The sequence below is a fragment of the Agrococcus sp. GW821-FHT14H11 genome (genome assembly GCF_058803545.1).
In genome coordinates this window covers 281,557-301,087 of the sequence record NZ_JBXAPA010000002.1, presented here as the reverse complement: position 1 = coordinate 301,087, position 19,531 = coordinate 281,557, and the positions used below count along the sequence as shown (strand labels likewise).

20 protein-coding genes and 2 tRNA genes are annotated in these 19,531 nt (G+C 71.4%); 8 read left to right on the top strand and 14 right to left on the bottom strand.

All coding sequences use genetic code 11. The features are described from left to right. Positions 1-476 precede the first annotated feature (476 nt). The 5 genes from AC1RNL_RS03590 to AC1RNL_RS03570 are packed head-to-tail and all read right to left on the bottom strand — an operon-like array spanning position 477 to position 7,692. Positions 477-1,595, bottom strand: a complete 1,119-nt coding sequence (locus AC1RNL_RS03590) for a Wadjet anti-phage system protein JetD domain-containing protein (protein ID WP_492934470.1) — start codon at positions 1,593-1,595, stop codon at positions 477-479. Then, on the bottom strand, positions 1,582-4,893 hold the full coding sequence (locus AC1RNL_RS03585; RefSeq protein ID WP_492934469.1) for an ATP-binding protein: 3,312 nt from the start codon (positions 4,891-4,893) through the stop codon (positions 1,582-1,584). The genes AC1RNL_RS03590 and AC1RNL_RS03585 overlap by 14 nt, the downstream gene beginning before the upstream one ends. Continuing rightward, the gene (locus AC1RNL_RS03580) at positions 4,890-5,618 is read right to left on the bottom strand and encodes a DUF4194 domain-containing protein (RefSeq protein ID WP_492934468.1); all 729 of its coding nucleotides are present in this window, start codon (positions 5,616-5,618) and stop codon (positions 4,890-4,892) included. Before AC1RNL_RS03580 ends, AC1RNL_RS03585 begins: the two co-directional genes overlap by 4 nt. Next, on the bottom strand, positions 5,611-7,068 hold the full coding sequence (locus tag AC1RNL_RS03575) for a DUF3375 family protein (protein ID WP_492934467.1): 1,458 nt from the start codon (positions 7,066-7,068) through the stop codon (positions 5,611-5,613). The genes AC1RNL_RS03580 and AC1RNL_RS03575 overlap by 8 nt, the downstream gene beginning before the upstream one ends. Positions 7,069-7,092: 24 nt before the next feature. Next, positions 7,093-7,692, bottom strand: a complete 600-nt coding sequence (locus AC1RNL_RS03570) for a hypothetical protein (protein ID WP_492934466.1) — start codon at positions 7,690-7,692, stop codon at positions 7,093-7,095. Between the two features lie 529 nt (positions 7,693-8,221). Between AC1RNL_RS03570 and AC1RNL_RS03565 the strand changes: the two genes are divergently transcribed. Continuing rightward, complete coding sequence (locus tag AC1RNL_RS03565) at positions 8,222-8,839, top strand: hypothetical protein (protein WP_492934465.1); 618 nt, start codon at positions 8,222-8,224, stop codon at positions 8,837-8,839. A 19-nt stretch (positions 8,840-8,858) separates the two neighbouring features. Here AC1RNL_RS03565 and AC1RNL_RS03560 read toward each other — a convergent pair whose 3' ends face one another. The 8 genes from AC1RNL_RS03560 to AC1RNL_RS03525 form a co-directional block, all read right to left on the bottom strand. Further along, positions 8,859-9,242 (bottom strand): hypothetical protein, encoded by a 384-nt coding sequence (locus tag AC1RNL_RS03560; protein WP_492934464.1) that lies wholly within the window; start codon positions 9,240-9,242, stop codon positions 8,859-8,861. A gap of 88 nt (positions 9,243-9,330) precedes the next feature. Then, entirely contained in the window at positions 9,331-10,251 is a 921-nt protein-coding gene (locus AC1RNL_RS03555; protein ID WP_492934463.1) for a hypothetical protein, read from the bottom strand. A 73-nt stretch (positions 10,252-10,324) separates the two neighbouring features. Next, positions 10,325-11,074, bottom strand: coding sequence for a hypothetical protein (locus AC1RNL_RS03550; protein WP_492934462.1), 750 nt, complete (start codon positions 11,072-11,074; stop codon positions 10,325-10,327). Positions 11,075-11,872: 798 nt separating this feature from the next. Next, positions 11,873-11,945: transfer RNA gene (locus AC1RNL_RS03545), tRNA-Arg, on the bottom strand. An 80-nt stretch (positions 11,946-12,025) separates the two neighbouring features. Next, on the bottom strand, positions 12,026-12,229 hold the full coding sequence (locus tag AC1RNL_RS03540; protein ID WP_092666090.1) for a cold-shock protein: 204 nt from the start codon (positions 12,227-12,229) through the stop codon (positions 12,026-12,028). A gap of 143 nt (positions 12,230-12,372) precedes the next feature. Then, positions 12,373-14,172, bottom strand: coding sequence for a cell wall-binding repeat-containing protein (locus AC1RNL_RS03535; RefSeq protein WP_492934461.1), 1,800 nt, complete (start codon positions 14,170-14,172; stop codon positions 12,373-12,375). A gap of 152 nt (positions 14,173-14,324) precedes the next feature. Further along, a tRNA-Ser gene (locus AC1RNL_RS03530) sits at positions 14,325-14,413 on the bottom strand. A gap of 79 nt (positions 14,414-14,492) precedes the next feature. Then, positions 14,493-14,774 (bottom strand): metal-sensitive transcriptional regulator, encoded by a 282-nt coding sequence (locus tag AC1RNL_RS03525; protein WP_146355116.1) that lies wholly within the window; start codon positions 14,772-14,774, stop codon positions 14,493-14,495. Between the two features lie 111 nt (positions 14,775-14,885). Here AC1RNL_RS03525 and AC1RNL_RS03520 point away from each other — a divergent pair, with 111 nt between their 5' ends. Genes AC1RNL_RS03520 through AC1RNL_RS03490 form a run of 7 tightly spaced genes read left to right on the top strand, consistent with a single transcriptional unit; the run spans position 14,886 to position 18,223 of the window. Continuing rightward, on the top strand, positions 14,886-14,993 hold the full coding sequence (locus tag AC1RNL_RS03520; protein WP_492934460.1) for a DUF8730 family Cys-rich protein: 108 nt from the start codon (positions 14,886-14,888) through the stop codon (positions 14,991-14,993). Positions 14,994-15,032: 39 nt separating this feature from the next. Further along, a complete protein-coding gene (locus AC1RNL_RS03515; RefSeq protein WP_492934459.1) occupies positions 15,033-16,457 on the top strand; it encodes an MBL fold metallo-hydrolase in 1,425 nt (474 codons plus the stop codon). Positions 16,458-16,466: 9 nt separating this feature from the next. After that, complete coding sequence (locus AC1RNL_RS03510) at positions 16,467-16,769, top strand: rhodanese-like domain-containing protein (protein ID WP_492934458.1); 303 nt, start codon at positions 16,467-16,469, stop codon at positions 16,767-16,769. Then, entirely contained in the window at positions 16,766-17,110 is a 345-nt protein-coding gene (locus AC1RNL_RS03505; RefSeq protein ID WP_492934457.1) for a hypothetical protein, read from the top strand. Before AC1RNL_RS03510 ends, AC1RNL_RS03505 begins: the two co-directional genes overlap by 4 nt. A gap of 41 nt (positions 17,111-17,151) precedes the next feature. Further along, a complete protein-coding gene (locus tag AC1RNL_RS03500; RefSeq protein ID WP_492934456.1) occupies positions 17,152-17,535 on the top strand; it encodes a rhodanese-like domain-containing protein in 384 nt (127 codons plus the stop codon). Between the two features lie 32 nt (positions 17,536-17,567). Then, positions 17,568-17,945, top strand: coding sequence for a thioredoxin (trxA, locus tag AC1RNL_RS03495; RefSeq protein ID WP_364195527.1), 378 nt, complete (start codon positions 17,568-17,570; stop codon positions 17,943-17,945). Continuing rightward, positions 17,942-18,223 carry a hypothetical protein gene (locus AC1RNL_RS03490; protein WP_364195530.1) on the top strand — a complete coding sequence of 94 codons (282 nt, stop codon included), beginning with the start codon at positions 17,942-17,944 and terminating at the stop codon, positions 18,221-18,223. Before trxA ends, AC1RNL_RS03490 begins: the two co-directional genes overlap by 4 nt. A 15-nt stretch (positions 18,224-18,238) precedes the next feature. On the opposite strand, the gene AC1RNL_RS03485 is transcribed toward AC1RNL_RS03490, so the two are convergent. After that, entirely contained in the window at positions 18,239-19,522 is a 1,284-nt protein-coding gene (locus AC1RNL_RS03485) for an LCP family protein (protein ID WP_492934455.1), read from the bottom strand. Positions 19,523-19,531 lie beyond the last annotated feature (9 nt).

The following is a 19,531-nucleotide window of genomic DNA, read 5'->3' as shown; positions in this document are numbered from 1 at the left end:
AGCTGGATCGCTGGCGCGCGGGCCAGTTTCATCCTGCCTGGGGGCTGTCGCTTTGGGATTCAGGTCTGCCGCGTGTTGGCGCCGGTGAACGCGAAGCAGGGTGCCGCTCGATCACCGGCAGGGACACCTACCGGCATCCATTCCTTCCGAGGAGTTCACCTCGGTCGAGGCGCTGCTCGAGAGCGCGATCGTCACGCCCTGACGCGGACGCCCGCCGCCGGCCTCCGCTCGCCGCCTGTCCAGGACACGTCCCGCACGCCACGAACCGAGGAGCGACGGCACCACCAAGCCGCAGCCCGCCGCCGAGATCGAGACGGAGCAGCGCCCTCGGTTCACGCTCGCCGTCATCACCCGCGGCTGCACCGACCGCTCTGTGGCTCGCGGTGCGAGAGCGCCGCCGCCGAGTACACCGCACAGCACAAGGAAGAGGCAGATGGCGCCGGACTAGCGGCTGCCGGGCATCGGAGGCTGAGCGTTCAGTGGCCGAGCGCGCGCAGCGCCTCGGCCGCGTGGTCGAGCGGGATGCGCTCCTGCTCGATGCGGAGCCAATCCGCCCGTTCGGGATCGGTGAGCTGCTCGTAGACGACCCGCTCCCCTGGGCCGAGGCGGTCGAGGCTCCTGCGCCGTTCGGTGATGAGGGCGCCGTTCGGGTGGTGCCTGACGCCAAGGTGTCCGTAGCGCTCGGCGGCGGGCTCGTCCATGAGGATCGTCGTGACCGGCATCCCCTGTGCCCGGAGCTGGTCGACGATGCCGTAGCCGGCGGCGTCGATGTCACCCCAGTAGACGACGGGGACGCCGGCGAGCCAAGGGATGTCGGCGAGGACGGGCAGGTTCTTGCCGTTGCCGAGAATCGCGACGGCGCCGGCCATGGGCGGGAAGTAGGTGGCGGTGTCCTTGTTCTCGATGACGATCGCGAGCCGGACCGGGTAGGGCGGCGACATGCCGGCATCGCCGACGGTGTACGAGTCGTGCCGGCGCCCTGCGCGGCGGTGCCCGGGGTCGAGCCAGGTCAGCGGCACCGTGTGCGCGCGCGGCGCGAACATGAGCGGTCGGCCAAGGAGCTGCTCGACGAGCTTGCCATGCGAGTCGAGCCACTTGCCGTGCACCCCCTCGATCGGCAGCTGCCGGGCGGTCAAGCCGGTCTCCTCGTTCGTGCGCAGCCAGCCGAGCACTGCGAGCAGCAGCTCGAAGTCGAGATCGCTGAGCGCGACGACGGCGCGCAGGGTCGATGCCGAGCTGACACCTCCGAGGCGGGCGAGCCGTGCCTGGGCGATCTCGATCTGCTCGGCGCGGCCATCCGTCGAGAGCCGGGCCGAGTGCTCCAACGACGGCACGCTGAGCCGGCGCGGCACCGGATGGGAGAGCGTGCCGATGCGTCGGCTCTGCCGTTCGACGTGGAGCCCGTGAGCGTTCGCTGCCGCGTCGACGTCGCTCGACCAGTCACGCAGAGACTGCAGGCCCTCGGGTGTCGGGTCGGAGAGGGGCGGGTGCAGCACGACTGAGCGCGGCCAGTCTCGCTCTCCCCCGGGGAGCAGCTGCTCCGCCCAGTCGCGGGACAGGCGCGCGGCCGCGGCGAGGTCGTCAGGCAGCGGCATCCTGCTCCTTCCGCACGTCCACGACATGGATGTAGTGGTCGGCGCTCTTCACGGTCTCCAGCACGAGACCGGCGAAGGGCTCGAGCGTGCTGGACTTATCGAACGGTGCGCCGACGATGAGCTGGAAGCCGAGCGTCCTCCACGCGCCGACCGAGCGCTGCGTGAACTCCGAGTCGGCCTTGATGAACGCCTCGTCGAGGATGACGGTGCTGAATCGCGGCCGGCCCTCGCCGTCACCCAGCTGGTAGCGGAGCGCGGCGCCGAGGATGAATGCGACGAGCTCCTGCGTCTCGCCGCCGGAGCGCTCACCCAGGCCCGTGTAGCTCGCCACCCGCCCGCCGTCGACGAACACGCCGGCGCTGATCTTGATGTGGCGGCGGACGTCGAGCATCGGGCGCCGCTCGCTGGCCAGGTCGGCGCGCAGCGACTCGATGAGCCCCGCCATGTCCCGGTAGACCTCGTCGAGCTGGTCAGCCTCCACCGGCTGCAGGAAGTGGGAGGCGAGCCGACGGACGCGTGACTTCAGCTGGGCGACGTCGCTCGGGATCGCGTCCTGCTCGACCATGCGCAGCGTGCCGCGCGATGCGCCGAAGGGCGCGCCGGCGAGGAGCTCGTTGACCTCGAACAGTCGCCGCTTGACATCGTGCATCGCGCTGGAGAAGGCGGCGTGGAGGGCGCTGAGGTGCTGGGCGACGCCGGCGACGGTGTCCTCGTCCCACTTCCGCAGCGACTCCGCCGACCGGTCGGCTTCGTGGCGCTGGAGAATCTCGAGGTACTCCGAGTAGGAGAGCCAGCCGGTCCCGAGGCTCGGCGCGGGCCACTTCTCCTGGAAGCGCCACACGGCTGCCCCGTAGCGCTCGGTCGCGACCTGTGCCGCCTGCTCGCCCTGGTACCGCAGCGCTCTGGCTCGCTTCGCGACGTTGCCGAGCGCGGTGTCGATCCTGGCCTGGTCGGTCTCGTCCTCACCGAGGCCTTCGTCTCCGAGGTCGGCGTCGAGTCGGTCTGCCGCCGCCTGGTCGAGTTCCCCCTCGAACCTTGCGAGCGCGTCCTCCGCGCGAGCCTCCTTCGCCATCGCCTGCTCGTACGCCCGCTCCTTCTTCTCAGCCTCGTCGCGCGCGACGGCGGCGCGGTCCCGGGCTGCGTCATGCTCGGCCGCCGCCTGGTCGCGAACGCTGATGGCTCGCGACAGGTCGCTGTCACCGTCACGCAGTCGCGCGATCTGCTCCTGCACGAGATCGAGCGAAGCACGGGTGGCCGCGAGGTCGATGTCTGCCCACTGGGCGGCGTCGAGGTGGCGCGCCTCGAGCACGCGCGCCTTGATCTCATCCTGCTCGCGGGTGGCGCTCATCACCGCCTGCTGCAGCTCAGAGCAGCGTCGCGCCGCCTCGCGCTCCCGCTGCTGCAGCTCCTCGAGCCGGGCGCGGTTGTCGAAGCCGATGACGCGCTCGAGCCCTCCGCCGTGCGCGCCCTTCTTGCCGTGCCGCTCCTGCCCCTTGAGGGTGACGCGCTTCGTCCCATCGTCGACGAGCTGCCGCGCGTCCTCGACGCACAGGTGGTCGGCCTCCCGCGTGAGGTGGTGGCTGAGCCATCCGCGGAACGGGGTGTCGGCGAGGGCGAGCTTCGAGGCGAGCGTGCCTGGCGCGGCCGGCGCCGCCGACGCGGCACCTACCTGCACGCCGCGGAACCGCATGCGGCGCGGCAGCCGCAGCTGCTCGATCGCGTCGCGGAACTGGTCGTAGCGGCGAGCGTCGATGAGGAGCACGTGGGCCATCCCGCCGAGGACGGCATCGGCCGCACGGCGCCAGCGGTCCTCGCCCGGCGCGATGTCGATCAGCTCGGCGATGAACGGCACCTCCGCGGGCGTGAGCCCTGCGGCCGCAGCCATCCGGTCGCGCATCTCGACCAGGCCGCTTGAGAGGTTCGAGCTGCGTCCCTCGAGCGACTTCCGCTCGACCTCGAGCTGCTGCTGCTCGGTTCGGGCGGCGGCGTGCTCCTGGTGTGCGGCGAGGAGCTTCGCCTCTGCCTGGAGCTGCGCGCTGTCGCCGGCGGCGAGCAGGCGGCGCGCATCCTGCTGCTCGCGCTCGAAGCTCGCTTCGTCGCTGATGCGCGCCGACGCGCCGGGTGCGTACCGGCGGAAGTCAGCGAGCGCGCGCTCGGTGCGCTGGACGTCCTCGGTCGCGCGGCGGGCCGCGCGCTCGAGCTCCTCCAGCTTCCCTCCGCCGGCGTCGTGGACGAGCTGCTCCGCGCGCTCAGACACCGTCTTCGCAGCCTCCGCCTCGCCACGTCGCGCGTCGCGCGCCCGCAGTGCTTCCTGCAGCACCGCCTCTGCGTCGTTCGTCGCGATCGCTGCGCGGCGCGCGATCTGCCCTGCGCGCCAGTGCGCGAAGGGACCGCTGTCGTCGTCGGGGCGGAGGATGTCGGAGGCTGCGATGTCGAGCGTGGCCTGCGCGTGCGCGTCGAACGCATCTCGGATCGGCTCGAGCGTCTGCCGCTGTTCGAGCGCTGTCTGGTAGGACCGGCGCGATGCCTGGTAGTCGTCGAAGATGCGGACGGCGTCCTGGGCGCGAGCGAAGGTGGCGGGCGCTTCCAGCACGTACTGCTGGTAGAGGCCCGCGACGGAGGTGATCCGGCCTCCTGCCTGCACGCGGGTGAGCAGATTGATCGCGCCCGCGCCGCTGCCGAACTGGCCGATGCCGAGGTGCTCGGTGAGCGCACCGACGAAGGACTGGTACGTCTCGTAGCCACGGAGGTTCTCGTGGGCGGCGCGCACCTTGGCTGGCTGGAACTTGTGGTCGACGTGCTGCTCGAGCAGGCTGAGGTCGAAGCCCGATTCGATCGTGAATCGGCGCTTGGTCAGCGCACCGTCGGATCGTGCGTCCTCGGCGGCGTAGTAGACGCGCATTGCGGTGAAGCGCCGCGGCTCGCCGACGAACAGGCCGGTTTCGGACTCGTCGGCGCGGAAGGTCGCGGCGACCGCGCCCCACGCCTCCCCCTCTCGCAGCAGGAACTCCTGGCTGCCGCTCTCATCCTCGAGCGTGTCGTAGCGGCCGCGGATGTAGTTGAGGACGTTGCGCTGGCCGTCGCCTCGCGGGCGCCCCGTGGCGAGGTCGTTCGATGCGCCGTTCAGTGGCGTCGTGCTGTCGGCGATGAGGACGGTGTAGGCGTCGAGCAGCGTCGACTTGCCCGTGCCGGAGCCGCCCGTGAGCAGCGTCATGTCGTCGTCGAAGTCGACGACATGGTGGCCGTCGTAGCCGCCCCAGTTGACGAGCTGCATCTGCTCGAGGGTCCACCGGTTCATGCCTGCTCCTGCTCGTCTTCGGCGCTCGTGTCCTGGTCGTTGCTCGAGCCGATGCCGTACTCGGCGAGCCAGGGCTCGAGGAGCGGCACCTGGGCTGCTGAGAGGACGATGGCGATCATCGGGTCGATTCGGTATTCGCCTTCGCCGACCTTGTGGAGCAGCTTGTGGGTGCGCATCTCGCTGATCGACTTGTCGACGCCGGTCTGTGCCTGCGAGATGTCGTTGTAGGACGGTGGCAGCAGCTCGAGCGCCGCGGCGGCGATCTCTTCACGGAGCGCGGTGATGGGCTCGCCCTCCATCGCCAGCAGCGAGTCGGCCTCGTAGCGTCGGCGAAGCGCGAGAAGCACCATCACGTCCCAGAGCTTCCACTGCGACCGGCGCATGAGGCTCGGGAACGGCTGCTGCCCCTCGGACTCCGCATTGACCCGGTACGCGACGTGCAGGTCCTCGTTCACCTCGACGTCGAGGAAGAGCTCGTTGATGCGGGAGACGATCTCGTTGCGGTGTTCGAGGAACAGCTCCCACATGGCGGGGTTGTCGGCTCGGGAGAGGAAGGGTCCTTCGAGCAGTCGGACGAGAACCTTGCGGACGTCGAGCGTGAGCCTTCCGGTGTCGCCCGGGAAGCAGCTGGTCGTGACGTCGCGCTCTTCGTCGAGCTCCTGCTCGAACTGAGCGTCGAGCTGTGTCAGCACCTCTGCTTCCTCGTCGGTGAACTCTTCAGCCACGGTGCGGCTCCTCGGGGGTGATGGCGATGCGCGGGATGCTGTAGGTGACGGTGGAGCCGTCGCCGCGCGTCATGGTGACGCGCTCTCGGTCGAGCGTGCGGCCCGCGAAGCTGCGGTGGATGATGCCGAGCAGGTCGATCGGGCGTCGGCTGCTGGCGGGGAGGTGCGAGATGACCGCGCCCACGGTCGCGCCTCCGGACTCTCGCGCGGCGCGGATCGCGGCGTCGATCTCCGGGAAGTGCGGTCCGCTGAGCTTGCGCACCTCGTCCCAGGTGGTGCTCGCGCCGGCGGACCTGTGGTTCGCGGCGCCGAGCGGCTTCGGGAGAGAACGGCGAGTGCGGTCGGGGTACGCGCGCAGCGACGGCTTCAGCGCGACCTTCTCCGGCATGATCGCAAGCTCGCGCCGCCAGCGGCCACTGGTGCGCTCGAGCACTTGCGTGACGGATGCGGCCGCCCGGTCGAGCGCGTCCATGAGCTCGCGGTGCCGCATGGCGTCGTGCTCCCGGATGCGGGTGCTGATCGTCCGCACTACCGCGTCCCGACGCTCGAGCACCTGGTTCATGCCGGCGGAGATGGTGTCCGCGGTCGCGATGGCCTGCTCTCGATCCGCGCGCGAGACGAGCGCGGCGTGCGGATGGCGCACGAGGGCGTCGATGTGGGCGCGGAGGCTGTCGAGCAGCGTGTCGTCGAGGAACAGCTCGTGCGCGCCGAGGTAGGCGCGGCCCTCGGGCGTCTCCTGCAGCATGCCGCGGGTGCGGTCGGCGTAGAGGTCGACGATGTCGGATCGCGAGAGCTGCTCCTCTCGGTAGCGCTCGAGCACATCCCGCCGGAGCTGGTCCAGGCTGTCGGTGATCGCCAGGAAGTCGGCCGGAAGCCCGCCGACCTGATCGACGAGGTTGGAGAACGCCTGCACGAACCCGTCGGGCGTGACTGCTGACACCTCGCCACCTGCACGCAGCCTGTCGATCTCGGCGTCGATCCCGGCGCGCTGCTGCTCGAGCGCGGCGATGCGCTCCGAGCGCGACTCGGTGGCGTCGAAGGCGGCCACGCGGGCTACCTCCACGATCGTCTTCACGCGGCTGGCGGAGATCATGCGGTGGTCACCGCTGAGCTCGCGGACGTACTCGAGCGCCCGCTGGGCCGCGCTGGTGGGCCGCACCATCTGCCGACCGTCAGGGTCGTTGTAGCGACTGAGCAGTCCGCGCTTGACCAGGGCATGGACGACTCGGTTGGGCGGGTCGTCGGGCACGTCGTAGTCGTCGGCGCGCAGGGCGTTCGCACCGGCTTCGACGAGCGCGATCATGTCCTCTGCGGGGACCGCCACGGCCTCTGAGCCGAAGGCCTCGCGCAGCAGGGCGATCGTCCACGGCGCATGCCGGGACCGAAGCACGTCCAGGGCAGGCTCCTCGAAGGCGCGGATCGTCGCGCCGTGCTCAGTGCGGATCGCCATGCGTGCCCTTCTACCCAGTTTTGATCAGTGTGCGGCAACCGACTGACGCGGCGCGCCTTCTGCATAGCCGGTGGCCGCCGCCGCAAGACGAACCGAAGAGCGCACATCGTCGGCCGATTCGTAGAACGGCCGCCGCAGCCGGCGGTTCCGTTGCACGAGTGAGTCGGACTTCGTGACCTTCAGCACCATGAGGTCGCTCGGCTTCTCGCCGCCGGCCAGCGCGGCGTCGTTCGCGGCTTCGACGGCTCGGAGCGCCCATCGTGAGGGCTTCTGCCCTCGCGGGAAGGAGCTGGCACCGACCGGGATGAGCTCGCGCGTGCGGGCAGAGAGTGCTTCGATCGCCTCGACGCTGTAGAGCTCTACCGCCACGATGCTCACGACCGCCAGCACGCCGGGCCGGAGGGCGGTGGCCGAACCCTTGGTGACGCGCAGGGAGTAGGTGTCGTTCAGCGCCAGCTCGAGCGCCGCCTCGGGTGTGGACGGAACGACGAGGGCCAGTCGCGGGTCGATGTCTCTCGCGGTAGTGACGGCTCCTCGTTCATCGACCTGCAGCCACCCCTGCCGGATGTATTTGTCGAGCGTGGTCCTGCTCACCCCGAAGGCCGACGCGTCTGCCCGCTTCACCCGCTGCTCTCCCGACTGTCCAGCGATAGCATGTTCACTGTACCCGTATTCACTGTACCCGTATTCACTGTACCCGTGTTCATTGTACCCGTGTACAGTGAACACCCGATCGCTGGACACATTCTGGAGCGACGAGAGCGCTCCGGTCCGCCCAGAAGCGCTGAGCCGATCTTCGGCCGCGGCTCGTTGACCGACCGGAGCTCGCAGATGGAGGATGACGCCAGGCCGAGCGAAGGAGCCGGATGACCGTCACGCCCATCCACCGCGCCCGCGCCGCCGCATGGTGGGCGGGCCTCGCCGTCATCATCGCCGCATCCGCGATCGGCGGGCTCGCGCTCGGCCTCCTCATCGGCCTCGGCCCCTGGCCCGCTCCCCGATCCGGTGCTCCCGAAGGTGCTGCTCGTCGCCGTGGCGCTGGCCGCCCTCGGCCGCTGGGGCATGTGGCGCGCGAGCCGAGCCGGCAGGCCCTAGCCCTCCCCAGCCCACCGGCTATGTCGGTCTCGAGAGCACGAGACCGAAGGAGAGCACGATGAGCCGCAACGAGTGGGAGCAGGGCAAGATCACCCTCCCGACCGCCGCGGTGGCGCCGCTGAAGCAGGCGCTGCGCCGCGCGCAGAACGAGATGCACGACGCGGTGCTCGACGCAGTGAAGCGGTGGGAGCCGGACTACGCCGACCAGAAGCCCCGCCGCGGCTACATGGTCGTGCTCCCGGAGCCCCGCACCGAGGCGGAGCGCCACGCGCACCAGGCGATCAGCGACCGCTTCCACCGCCGCACCGGCGCCGCGCGCCTGGGCCGCCTCACCGCCACCGACCTCGACCACGTCGTCGGCCCGCGCCCCACGAACCGCACCACCGAGTTCCGCTGCGGGCACGCCTCCATCGGCATCGAGGGCCGCGAGCTCACGTGGCAGGTGGACGAGAACAACTACAGCGTCGCCGGCGCGCACGAGGACTTCCTGGCCCGGGCGCTGATGCGGGCTCTCGCCTCGATCGACTGGACGCGCGGCACCGGCGGCATCTTCTGGGGCAACAACGAGCACAACGAGGACGCCTGGGGCGCGAGCGGCGACTACGTCACCCACCAGTGGGGCCCCGCGGGCAAGGCAGCGGCGGACTCATTCTCCGGCTTCGGCCGCGACCGTTGAGCGGCGCTCCCCTGCTCGGCTAGAGCACCGAGAGCACGATCAGGGCGGGCACTGCCGCTGACGCGCTCCAGTCGAGCGCGAGCTCGCGCCGGAAGGCCGGCTCGCTCCACGACGCGCGCGAGTCCACGAAGCGCGAGATGCCGACCGCGAGCACGATGCCGGCGAGGCCCAGTCCAGCGGCGAGGCGCACCGGCTCCCACGGCGCGAGCAGCCCAGCGCCGCCGATGACGCTCGCCGCGAGCAGGCCGTTCGCGATCGCCATGGCCCGCCGGCCCGCGGCCGCGCCCTCGCCGCCGATGAGCGAGCTCGGGATCGCCGTCTCGATCAGCAGCTTCTGGATGCGCCACCAGCGAGCCGACAGCCCGAGCGCGATGAACGCCACGGCGAGCAGCACTCGCAGCACGAGCTGCGCGAGGTCGAGCGCGTCCAGGGTCAGCCCTCGTCGCAGAGGTGCTCGACCGCGGCCGCGGCGCCGGCGCGCAGGGAGGCGCTCACTGGCCGCCCCACAGGAAGTCGGTCGGCGCACGATCCTCGAGCCTGTCCTCCGCGCTGTGGAGGCTCAGCCCGGAGGCGACCTCGTAGATGTCGGTTTCGCCCTGGGCACGCATGATCTTGCTGGTGTCGAGGTCGACGAAGAGCCAGTGGTGACCGGCGATGAGCAGCTCGGCGGCCGGGTCGCCGTCGGCAAGCGCCGGGAAGCGCTCGAGCACCTCCGCCTCGCTGAGCCCGGTGTTGCGGACCACCGCGGCGAGCACCAGCTCGTCCGTGCTCTCGGCGGTGGCGTCGTAGACCATGCCGACGTTGAACCAGCGCCTGGCGTCGGGTGTGCCTGCGTCGTCGTACGCAGCGAGCGGCTCGAGCGGCTGGAGCTCCAGCTGGAAGCGCTGACCGCCGGTGCGATTGATCGGCTCGGGCGCGACGTCGGTCACGGCGAGCCCGCCGTAGAGCAGGCTGTCGTGCGCTTCATCCAGCGGGATGCCGAACGTGTCCGCGGCGTGCTCGTCGATCCAGTCGACCTCGTCCTGCGCGAAGTTGTCGAGGCGGGTGCCGTCGAGGTAGTTCTCCACGAGGTAAGTGACCGCGGTGCGCTGCGCGGCGTCGAGCTGCTCCTGCGTGGCGCCCGCGGCCAGGAGCTCCTGCACCGCCTCGCCGTCGCCGGCGCGCAGCAGCGACGACTCGGGGTCGACCGTCATGCGCGTGTAGGTGCCGTACTCGTCGGTGACCTGCTCGAGCGGGACGAACTCGTCGTCCGGGTAGGCGTCGACCGGGGCGAGCGGCTCGGACTCCGAGGCCTCCGGTGCCGGCGAGTCGCTGTCGGCGCCCGGAGCGGGCTCGGCGGCGGCGGTGCATCCCACCACTGCGAGCGCGATCGCGGATGCGGAGAGGGCGAGGGCGGCGCGGGTACGGCGCATGGGGTGCCTTTCGTGACAGGCGGTGGGTGCGACTGCGCTGGGGTGCCTGTCGCTCTGGAGGGGTGCGCTGGCGCTACTTCAGGTCGTCGACGTCCGGGTACAGCGAGGTGCCGCTGGGCTGCAGGTAGGGGACCCAGTTGCCGGCGGTGCTCGCGAGGCCGCGCTGCACCGGGTCGTAGCCCATCCAGAGGCTGCCGATTGCGTCGATCTGCGCACGGCCATCGCCGTCGAACAGCTCGGGCGCTCGCGCCTCGCGCTCGGCGTCCGAGATGTCAGGGCTGAGCCGTCGCCACAGCTCGAGCGCGGCTTCATCGGTGGTTTCCAGCTGCCGCGTGAAATCGAAGCCGAGGTTGATCTGCGGGACGTTGTATGGAGCGTCAGAGACGAACGCCTCTACCCCGATCACGCTGAAGGTGCTCGTGCCGCGCGGCCCGCCGTCGCGCGACGTGTTCTCCGGCAGCCATGCGCCGAGGGCGAGGCCAGCAGCAAAGGGCTCGTCGGACTCGATCGAGCCGTCACGGAAGGACGGGGTGACCGGAAACTCGAGCTCGTCGAACCACTCCTGTGTGGTCTGCGCGTTGTAATTGTCGAGCCGCTCATTGTCCAGGAACTCCTCGGCGAAGTAGCGGGCGGCGATCTGCTGCGCCCCGTGCGCCTGCTCGGGCGTGAAGCCGTGCTCCTCGAGCAGGTCGAATACGACGAGCTCCTCGTCCCACTGCAGCTGCGGTGCGTCGTCGGCGAGCGTCTGCCGCTGGTAGGTGCCGTACTCGTCGGTGACGACCTCGAGCGGCACGAACTCGTCGGTCGGGTCGCGGTCGGCCATCGGGTCGGCGCTCGGCGCGGGCGCCTGAGTCGACTCGGCAGCAGGTGCGGGGGTCTGTGCCGGCGGGGGTGTCGCCGCGCATGCGGTGAGGGCGATCAGTGCGATCGCGGCGGCAGCAAGCGCGGGCGTGCTACGGGGCAAGGCTGCTCCTCCATCAGTGGCGTCTGCAGTGCTGCGGCAGTAGAACCTTGGCTCCTTAGACTGACGTGCACCTCACGCAAGGTTGCTCCGACAGTATCCGATTCTCGCCTCGCGGCGGTGCGATACATCAGATCGAGCAGGTGACCGCGGGCGTGAAGCGCAACCCCAAAAGCCGCCAGCTCATAATTCGGCTGGGAGTCGCCATTAGGGGCCCGACACCGCCTCGGAGAATCGCTTTCACGCGATCCCGCAGGACACTGTGAATCCGGAAGCTCTGGACAGGTTCGACAGTGCGCGTGCGGGAACCGTCGACGGCGCGCGATCCCTGAACGAACGGACCGTGCACAACGCAGCTCCCGCGATCTCGGGACGGATCAGGTAGTACATGCAGTCTCCTCGGACGGGTCCTCTTTGGACCGTACCGCTTCGCTCCCACGACAGGCGGGACGGAGCGCCGGCATGCTCGGCGGCCGACACCGCCTGCTGTGCCGCTCCGGAGGACTTGCCACACCGCCTCATCGGGACAGTCTGGGACTGACAAGGGCGCTGTGCCGCTAGCCGCTGGATCCGACGTTCTTGGACGCGTTCTTGGACACCTGCGCCAACCACGAAGGCCACCTGCTTCCGCAAGTGGCCTTCTACTGTCTCAACACAGTGCGCGCCCGGAGGGACTCGAACCCCCAACCTTCTGATCCGTAGTCAGATGCTCTATCCGTTGAGCTACGGGCGCTTGGCCGAACGGCCAGCGATCAGACTACCCGATCACTGGCCGTCGACGCGAATCGAGGCGCGTCATGGACGCGCCCAGGCTCACAGGGGGCGGATGTTCGCAGCCTGCGGGCCCTTGTTGCCCTCAACGATCTCGAACTCGACTGCCTGAGCCTCTTCGAGGGTCTTGAAGCCGTTGGACTGGATCTGGCTGTAGTGAGCGAACAGATCCTTGCCGCCGTCGTCCGGAGCGATGAAGCCGAAGCCCTTGCCGGAGTCGAACCACTTGACGGTGCCGGTTGCCATATTTCCTTCAATCATGCTGTGCGGCCTGAGCCGCGCGAAAAGCGCAGAACAAGAATCGTCCTGCGCCACGGCAAGCGTAGCGGTCATCGCGTTCCGCTGCTGAGAAATCTCGCAGAGGGCCCCAGCGCCGGCCGCCGCGGGCCTCAGCCGCAGCGCGTGAGCGCCGCCGAGGCGGCGGACAGCGTCGGCTCGCCGCCGAGCACCACGAGCTGCTCTGGCCGGTACTGCTCGCGGATCATCGCGACGGTGCCGTCGGGCACGCAGAGCCGCCCGGCCAGCAGCAGCGGGCCCGCGCCCGCGGCGATCGCGGCGCCCGCGAGCGCGTCGGGGAAGTTCTGCCCCGAGGCGAGCAGCACGTTCGGCGAGCCCGCCAGACCGGCGGATGCGGCGAGCAGCCGGTTGGTCTCGTAGCGGTCGCTGCCGGCGAGCCGCTCCGGCGCCGCCCCGACGAGCTCGCGCAGCTGCGCCTCGACATCAGCCGACACGCTGGGCTCGCCGCCCGCGACGACGGTCGCCGCGATGCCGCTCTCCTCGAGGTAGGCGCGCACGCTCTCCGGCAGGCTCCCCGCCGGCGTCAGCAGCACCGGCGCATCCGCCGCGGCAGCGACCGGCGCGGCCGACAGCGCGTCGGGGAAGAGGCGACCGGATGCGACGTAGGCGGTCGTCGCGTCGGGGAAGACCTCGCGCGCGATCATCACCGCCGTCTCATAGCGGTTCGATCCGGCCAGCCGCTCCACCGTCGCGCCCGGCAGCGCGGCGGCGACCTGAGCCTCGACCTCGGCCGAGACCGAGTCCTCCGCGCCCACGATGACCACCGCATCCGGTGTCAGCCGCTGCAGCTCGTCGGCGACGACGTCCAGCAGCGCCGACTGCGGCGTCAGCAGCAGCGCGCTGCCCGCCCGGGCGGCGGCGGGCGCGAGCGCGAGGGCGTCGGGATAGCGCTCGCCGGTGGCGAGGTAGACGGTGTCGACCGCCGCGGGGTCGTTGTAGGCGCGCGAGACCTCGACGGCCGTCTCGTAGCGGTTGGCGCCGGCGAGGCGCGCGGCCTCGATCGGCATCTCGACCGTGCGGCAGCCGAGCGACTCCGGCTGGCCCGCGCCGAACGAGTCCTCGGCACGCACGCACACCCGATGCACGGCGCCCGGCGCGCCCGCGATGCTCGCCTCGAAGTCGTGGCCCTCGCGCCACTCCCCCGCACCCCAGGGCCAGAGGCGAGCGCTCGCATCCACCGTCACCGAACGGGTGCCGTCGACCGTCACGGTCACGCTCGAGGCGAGGTCGCGCCGGGTGAAGTCGAACGCCCAGCCGGAGACGCGGATGCTGTCGGGGGCGGATGCGCCGACGTCGCGGAGCGCACCCACGACGTCGTGGCGCGAGACCTCGCCGCCGCTCGCGATCCAGTCGTCGATCGAGGCGAAGGTCGGCGTCGGGCTGCCCTCGGGTGTGGTGCCGAAGTTCGTGGTGCCGTACAGGTAGCGCCCGAAGGCGATGCCGACGCCCATCACGGAGTGGCGCGGCTCCAGCATCATCGACCGGTGCGGCGGCGAGTCGATCCACTGCTGCACCAGTCCGGCGGCGTTGTCGCCCGTGCGGGCGGCGATGATCTCGCCGCCGCCTGTGAGGCCCGGCGGGTAGAGGGTCCAGTGCTGCTGGCGGTGCACGAAGCTGCCGGTCGCGGCCATCTGGTCGCTCCAGCTCTGCGCGAGCGCGAAGAGGTCGGGCGCGAAGCGCAGGCGCGGCAAGGGCGGCACCTGCGCCTGCCGGTAGTCGTTGATGGCGTCGAAGACGGCCCGCACCTCGTCGAGGTGCTCGACCGGCACGACCTCGCCGGTGGGCAGCTGCACCGCCCCCGTGGCAGCGGCGGGTGCCGCGGTGGGCACGGCGGCCATGCCGGTGACGGCGAGCGCGGCGGCGGCGGTGACGGCGAGCAGTCTGCGGAGCATGCGGCGTCCAATGCTGGTGCGGCAAGGGGCGACGGCGAACCGCCGTTCGGAGCGTATCCGGGCGCGCGTGCCGGGCGCCAGCGACGCGACGAGCCGCGCTGACGCATCCGAAACAGACGATGCCCCTTCGTGGCGAGACGAAGGGGCATGCGTGGAGACGGAGGGATTTGAACCCTCGGTCCCCTATTGGGGACTCCACCTTAGCAGGGTGGTGCACTAGGCCGGACTATGCGACGTCTCCTCGGCCCGCCGTCAGGCAGGCCGACCGCAATGCTACCAAAGGGTGCGGATGCGCTTCGCCGCCGGGCGAGCGGGCCCGATCAGGCGAGCGACAGGAACAGCTTCTCGAGCTCCTCCACCTGCGCGGTGTCGTCGCCCTCGGGATCGGTCAGGCACTCGCGGAGCGCGGTCGAGACGACGAGGAAGCCCGCCCGGTCGACCGCCTTCGAGACCGCGGAGAGCTGCTGCACGATGTCGCGGCAGTGCGCCTCCTGCTCGACCGCCGCGATGACGGCGCCGAGCTGCCCGTGGGCGCGGCGGAGCCGGTTGATGATCTTGCGCTGCGCCTCGGCGTCGAGCCCGGCTGCCAGTTCGCTCGCCATGTTGACCTGCTTCCTTCGTGGTGTTGACAACAAGGATACCCCTCGGGGTATCGTAGAGACATACCCCCCGGGGTATCAAGAGCAGACAGACGAGAGGACCACACCATGTGCATGCGCATCACCTGCGACACCTGCGGCAAGCCGACCTGGGCCGGCTGCGGCCAGCACGTCGACGAGGCGCTGGCCGGCGTCGCGCAGGCCGACCGCTGCAGCTGCTGAGCAGCGCAGCCCACCACTGACAGCGAGAGAAGGAGCACCATGCTGCTGGAACGCATCTACGACGAGGACCTCGCGCAGGCGAGCTACGTCATCGGCTGCCAGGCGAGCGGCGAGGCCGTCGTGGTCGACCCGCGCCGCGACATCCGCGTCTACCTGGAGCTCGCCGAGCGCAAGGGCATGCGGATCGCCGCCGTGACCGAGACGCACATCCACGCCGACTACCTGTCGGGCACCCGGGAGCTCGCGGCCGCCACCGGCGCCACGATGTTCGTCTCCGACGAGGGCGGTCCCGACTGGACCTACGGCGACGGCTTCGACGACGCCGTGCGCATGAAGGACGGCCACCGCATCCGCCTCGGCAACATCACCGTCGAGGCCGTGCACACGCCGGGCCACACGCCCGAGCACCTCTCCTTCCTCGTGACCGACGGCGCGCAGGCGGACGAGCCCGGCTTCATGCTGACCGGCGACTTCGTCTTCGTCGGCGACCTGGGCCGCCCGGACCTGCTCGACGAGGCCGCCGGCGGCGTCGACACCCGCTTCCAGGGAGCGAAGGACCTCTTCGCGAGCCTCCGCGACCGCTTCCTCACGCTGCCCGACTACGTGCAGGTGCTGCCCGCGCACGGCGCCGGCAGCGCGTGCGGCAAGGCGCTCGGCGCGATCCCCGCGTCGACCGTCGGCTACGAGCGCGCGTTCTCGTGGTGGAGCACCTACCTCCGCAACGACGACGAGCAGGGCTTCATCGACGACCTGCTCGGCGGCCAGCCGGATGCGCACGCCTACTTCGCCCGCATGAAGACCGAGAACCGCGTCGGCCCGGCGCTGCTCGAGGGCAGCGGCGAGCTGCGCGAGTACACCGCGGCAGAGCTGACCGCGGCCCTCGGAGCCGATGAGGCGATCTTCGTCGACAGCCGCGACCACCACGCGGTGCACGAGGGCACGGTGCCCCGCTCGCTCAACGTGCCGGGCGTCGCCAAGGCCGCGAGCTACGGCGCGTGGGTCTACGACCCGCAGACCGAGGAGCGCCCGCTCGTGCTGCTCGCCGCCGACGCCGAGGAGGCCGCCGAGCTGCGCGACCACCTGGTGCGCGTGGGCATCGACCGGGTCGCCGGCTTCGTGACGAGCCTCGAGGGGCTCGAGCTCGTCGAGCCGAAGCTCGTCTCGCCCGACGCGCTCGGCGACTTCCCGCACGTGCTGCTGCTCGACGTGCGGAACCGCACCGAGCACGCCGACGGCAGCATCCCCGGCTCCGAGCACCTGAGCGGCGGCCGCGCCCTGTGGCACACCGACGAGCTGCCCGCCGAGGGCACGATCGTCACGTACTGCCAGAGCGGCGTGCGCAACAGCGTCGTCGCGAGCGCGCTGCGGCGCGAGGGCTTCGACGTGGCCGAGCTCGACGGCTCGTACCAGGGCTGGGTGGCGGTCGCGGGCAACGAGCCCGTGCTCGCCGGCGCGGCGGCGTGAGGCAGCGGCATGGCTGACATCACCGTGCACGACGTGCAGCGCCGCCTCGGCGGCGACGCGCAGCTGGTCGACGTCCGCGAGGACGCCGAGGTCGCCGCGGGGATGATCCCCGGCGCCCGCCACATCCCGCTGCGCGACCTGCCGTACCGCTTCGACGAGCTCGACAAGGCGCGCCCGGTCATCGCGATCTGCCGCTCCGGCAACCGCTCGGGCCGCGCCGCGATGTTCCTCGAGGATGCCGGCTTCGCCGTCGACAACATGCAGGGCGGGATGCTCGCGTGGGTCGAGGCGGACCTCCCGATGGCGCGATGACGACGACCGGCCCGGCAGATGCCCCTCGCATCGGGCGGCACCTGCCGGGCTACGCCGTGCCCGTCGTCGACGAGCGCGCCGTGCGCGCCGCCGCCGGCCTGCTGCTGCTCGCCGGCGGCATCGCCTTCGGGCTCGCCGCGGCGACCGGCTCGCAGGCGCCGCTCCAGCCGTTCGGCGTGCTCGGCGCCCCGCTCTGGGTCACCCTCGCGCTCTGCGCCCTCTGCCTCGGCATGCTCTTCGCCGAGACCGCCTTCGGCATCTGCGTCGGCTGCGCCCTCCAGCGCACCTTCGGCACGACGCCGCCCCAGCACTGCCCCGGCGGCGTCTGCGCCGCCTCCTGAACCGCTTCCCCCGCACCCTCCCCACCACCGAAGGAACCACCATGGCCACCACGCCCCGCACCATCGCATCGCTCGTCGCCGTGCTCGCCGTCGCCGTCTCGGCCGTCGGCTGCGCCAGCGCCGCCGAGCCCACCGCATCCGCCCCCATCGCCGCCGACACGATCGTGCTCGACGTGCGCACGCCCGAGGAGTTCGCCGGCGGCCACCTCGAGGGCGCCGAGCTGCGCGACGTCAGCAGCGGCGAGCTCGCCGCGGCGCTGCCCGAGATGAACCCGGATGCCGCCTACCTCGTCTACTGCCGCTCGGGCAGCCGCGCCGCGCAGGCCGAGGCCCTCATGGAGCAGGCCGGCTTCGACGACGTGACCAACCTCGGCTCGCTCGACCAGGCGGCGGCCGCCACCGGCCTCCCGATCGTCCAGCCCTAGCGGAAAAATACCCCAGGGGGTATACTCGAACCATGAGCACTCACGAGATCACCGCACAGAACCTCGAGGCCGCGATCACCGGCAACGACATCGTGCTGCTGGACTTCTGGGCCGGCTGGTGCGGCCCCTGCCGCATGTTCGCGCCCATCTTCGAGCAGGCGGCGGCCAAGCACCCCGACATCCACTTCGGGAAGGTCGACACCGAGGCCCAGCAGGACCTCGCCGCCGGCTTCCGCATCACCTCCATCCCGACGCTGATGGCGTTCCGCGAGGGCGTCCTCGTCTTCTCGCAGCCCGGCGCGCTCGGCGCTCCGCAGCTCGACTCCGTCATCGAGGCCGTGCGCGGGCTCGACATGGACGACGTGCGTCGTCAGATCGCCGAGCAGCGCGCCTCGCAGCCCGCGTCATGACCGACGGCCGTCGCCCGGCGCGAGCTCGCGCCTGCGGCGCCGGCCGCGGCGAGCGCATCGCGCAGGCCCTCGTGGGCCTGCTGCTCGCCGCCTTCGCGCTCGACAGCCTCGACCAGCCCCTGCTGGCCGGGGCTGTCGGCGCGTTCGCGGCGCTCGTGCTCGTCGGCGCGGTGCGCGGCTGGTGCCCCGGCTCGCTGCCGATGCTCCTCGCCGCCCGTCGCGCGGAGCGCCCCAACCGCCACGGCATCCCCGAGGCGCGCCAGGACCTGCTGGGCTGAGCCTGCTGAGCCGCCTCAGCCGCCGAACGGCACCACGCACGACTCCTGCGACGCGTCCTGGCCGATGACGCCGTCGAGCTCGTCGGTGGGCGTCGGGGTCGGGGTCGCGCCCGGCTCGAGCGTCTCGGTCGGCGCCGCCGTCTCGGTGGCCTCGGGCTCGGCCGTCGCGGTCGCGTCGGGGCCATCGGTCGGCGCCGGCGTCTCGTCGGTCGAGCCGACGCCGAGCGAGTCCTCGCCGAGCTCGATCGGCTGCTCGAGGCGGATGCGCCGCATGAGCTCGTCGGCGCGCTCCTCGTCGGGCACCACGCGCACCCCCTCGGGCACGTTCGGGTAGAGCACGAACTGCATCGTCTCGAGCGGGATGTCGGCGAGCACCCGCGCCATCGACACCATCGTGCCAACGTCGCCGAGGCCCGACGAGAGGGTCATGTTCTCGATCGCCACCTGCGAGATCGCGTACAGCCGCGTCACGTCCGTCAGCACCGCATCCGACTGGAGCGTGCGCACGAGCGACGACAGGAACACCTGCTGCGACGAGATGCGCGCGAGGTCGGAGCCGTCGCCGACGCCGTGCCGCGAGCGGAGGAACGCGAGCGCCTGCTCGCCCTCCAGCTCGTGCACGCCGGCCTCCGGGATCTGCAGGCCCGTCCACGGGTCGTCGATCGGGCCGGCGAAGCACACGGGCACGCCGCCCACGGCGCTCGACATCGAGATGACGCCCTGGAACGTGATCATCGCGGCGTACGGCACCTCGATGCCCGTGAGGTCGGTGACGACCTCGGCCACGCACGAGAGCCCGCCGCGGTTGAGGGCCTGGTTGAACTGCACACCGTCGGCCGCCGGGGCGACCTCGCCCGTCTCCGGGTCCTCGCACGCCGGGAAGTCGACCACGAGGTCGCGCGGGAACGAGACGACCCGCGCGAGGCTGTGGTCGTCGCTCACGTGCAGCAGCATCGTGACGTCGTTGAGGCGCTGCCCGTCGTACGCGCCCTCGCCGAACTCGGCGCCCTGGCCCTCGCGCTGGTCGGAGCCGACGAGCAGGATCGTGAACCCGCCCTCGTAGGGCGCGAAGCCGGCCTGCGCGGGCGGCACGTCGCCGCCGAGGTCGACGGTGGCGATGCCCGTGGTCAGCCGCAGCAGCGAGATGCCGGCGACGCCGACGACGGCGACGAGCACGACGGCCATGCCGAGGCCGAGCCAGCGCAGCACGTGCGCGAGGCCGGAGTGCCGGCGCAGGCGGCCGTGCCGGGGCGCCATCGCCGTGGTGTCGACGACCGAGCCGGTGCGCTCGTCTGCCATGGCCTGCCC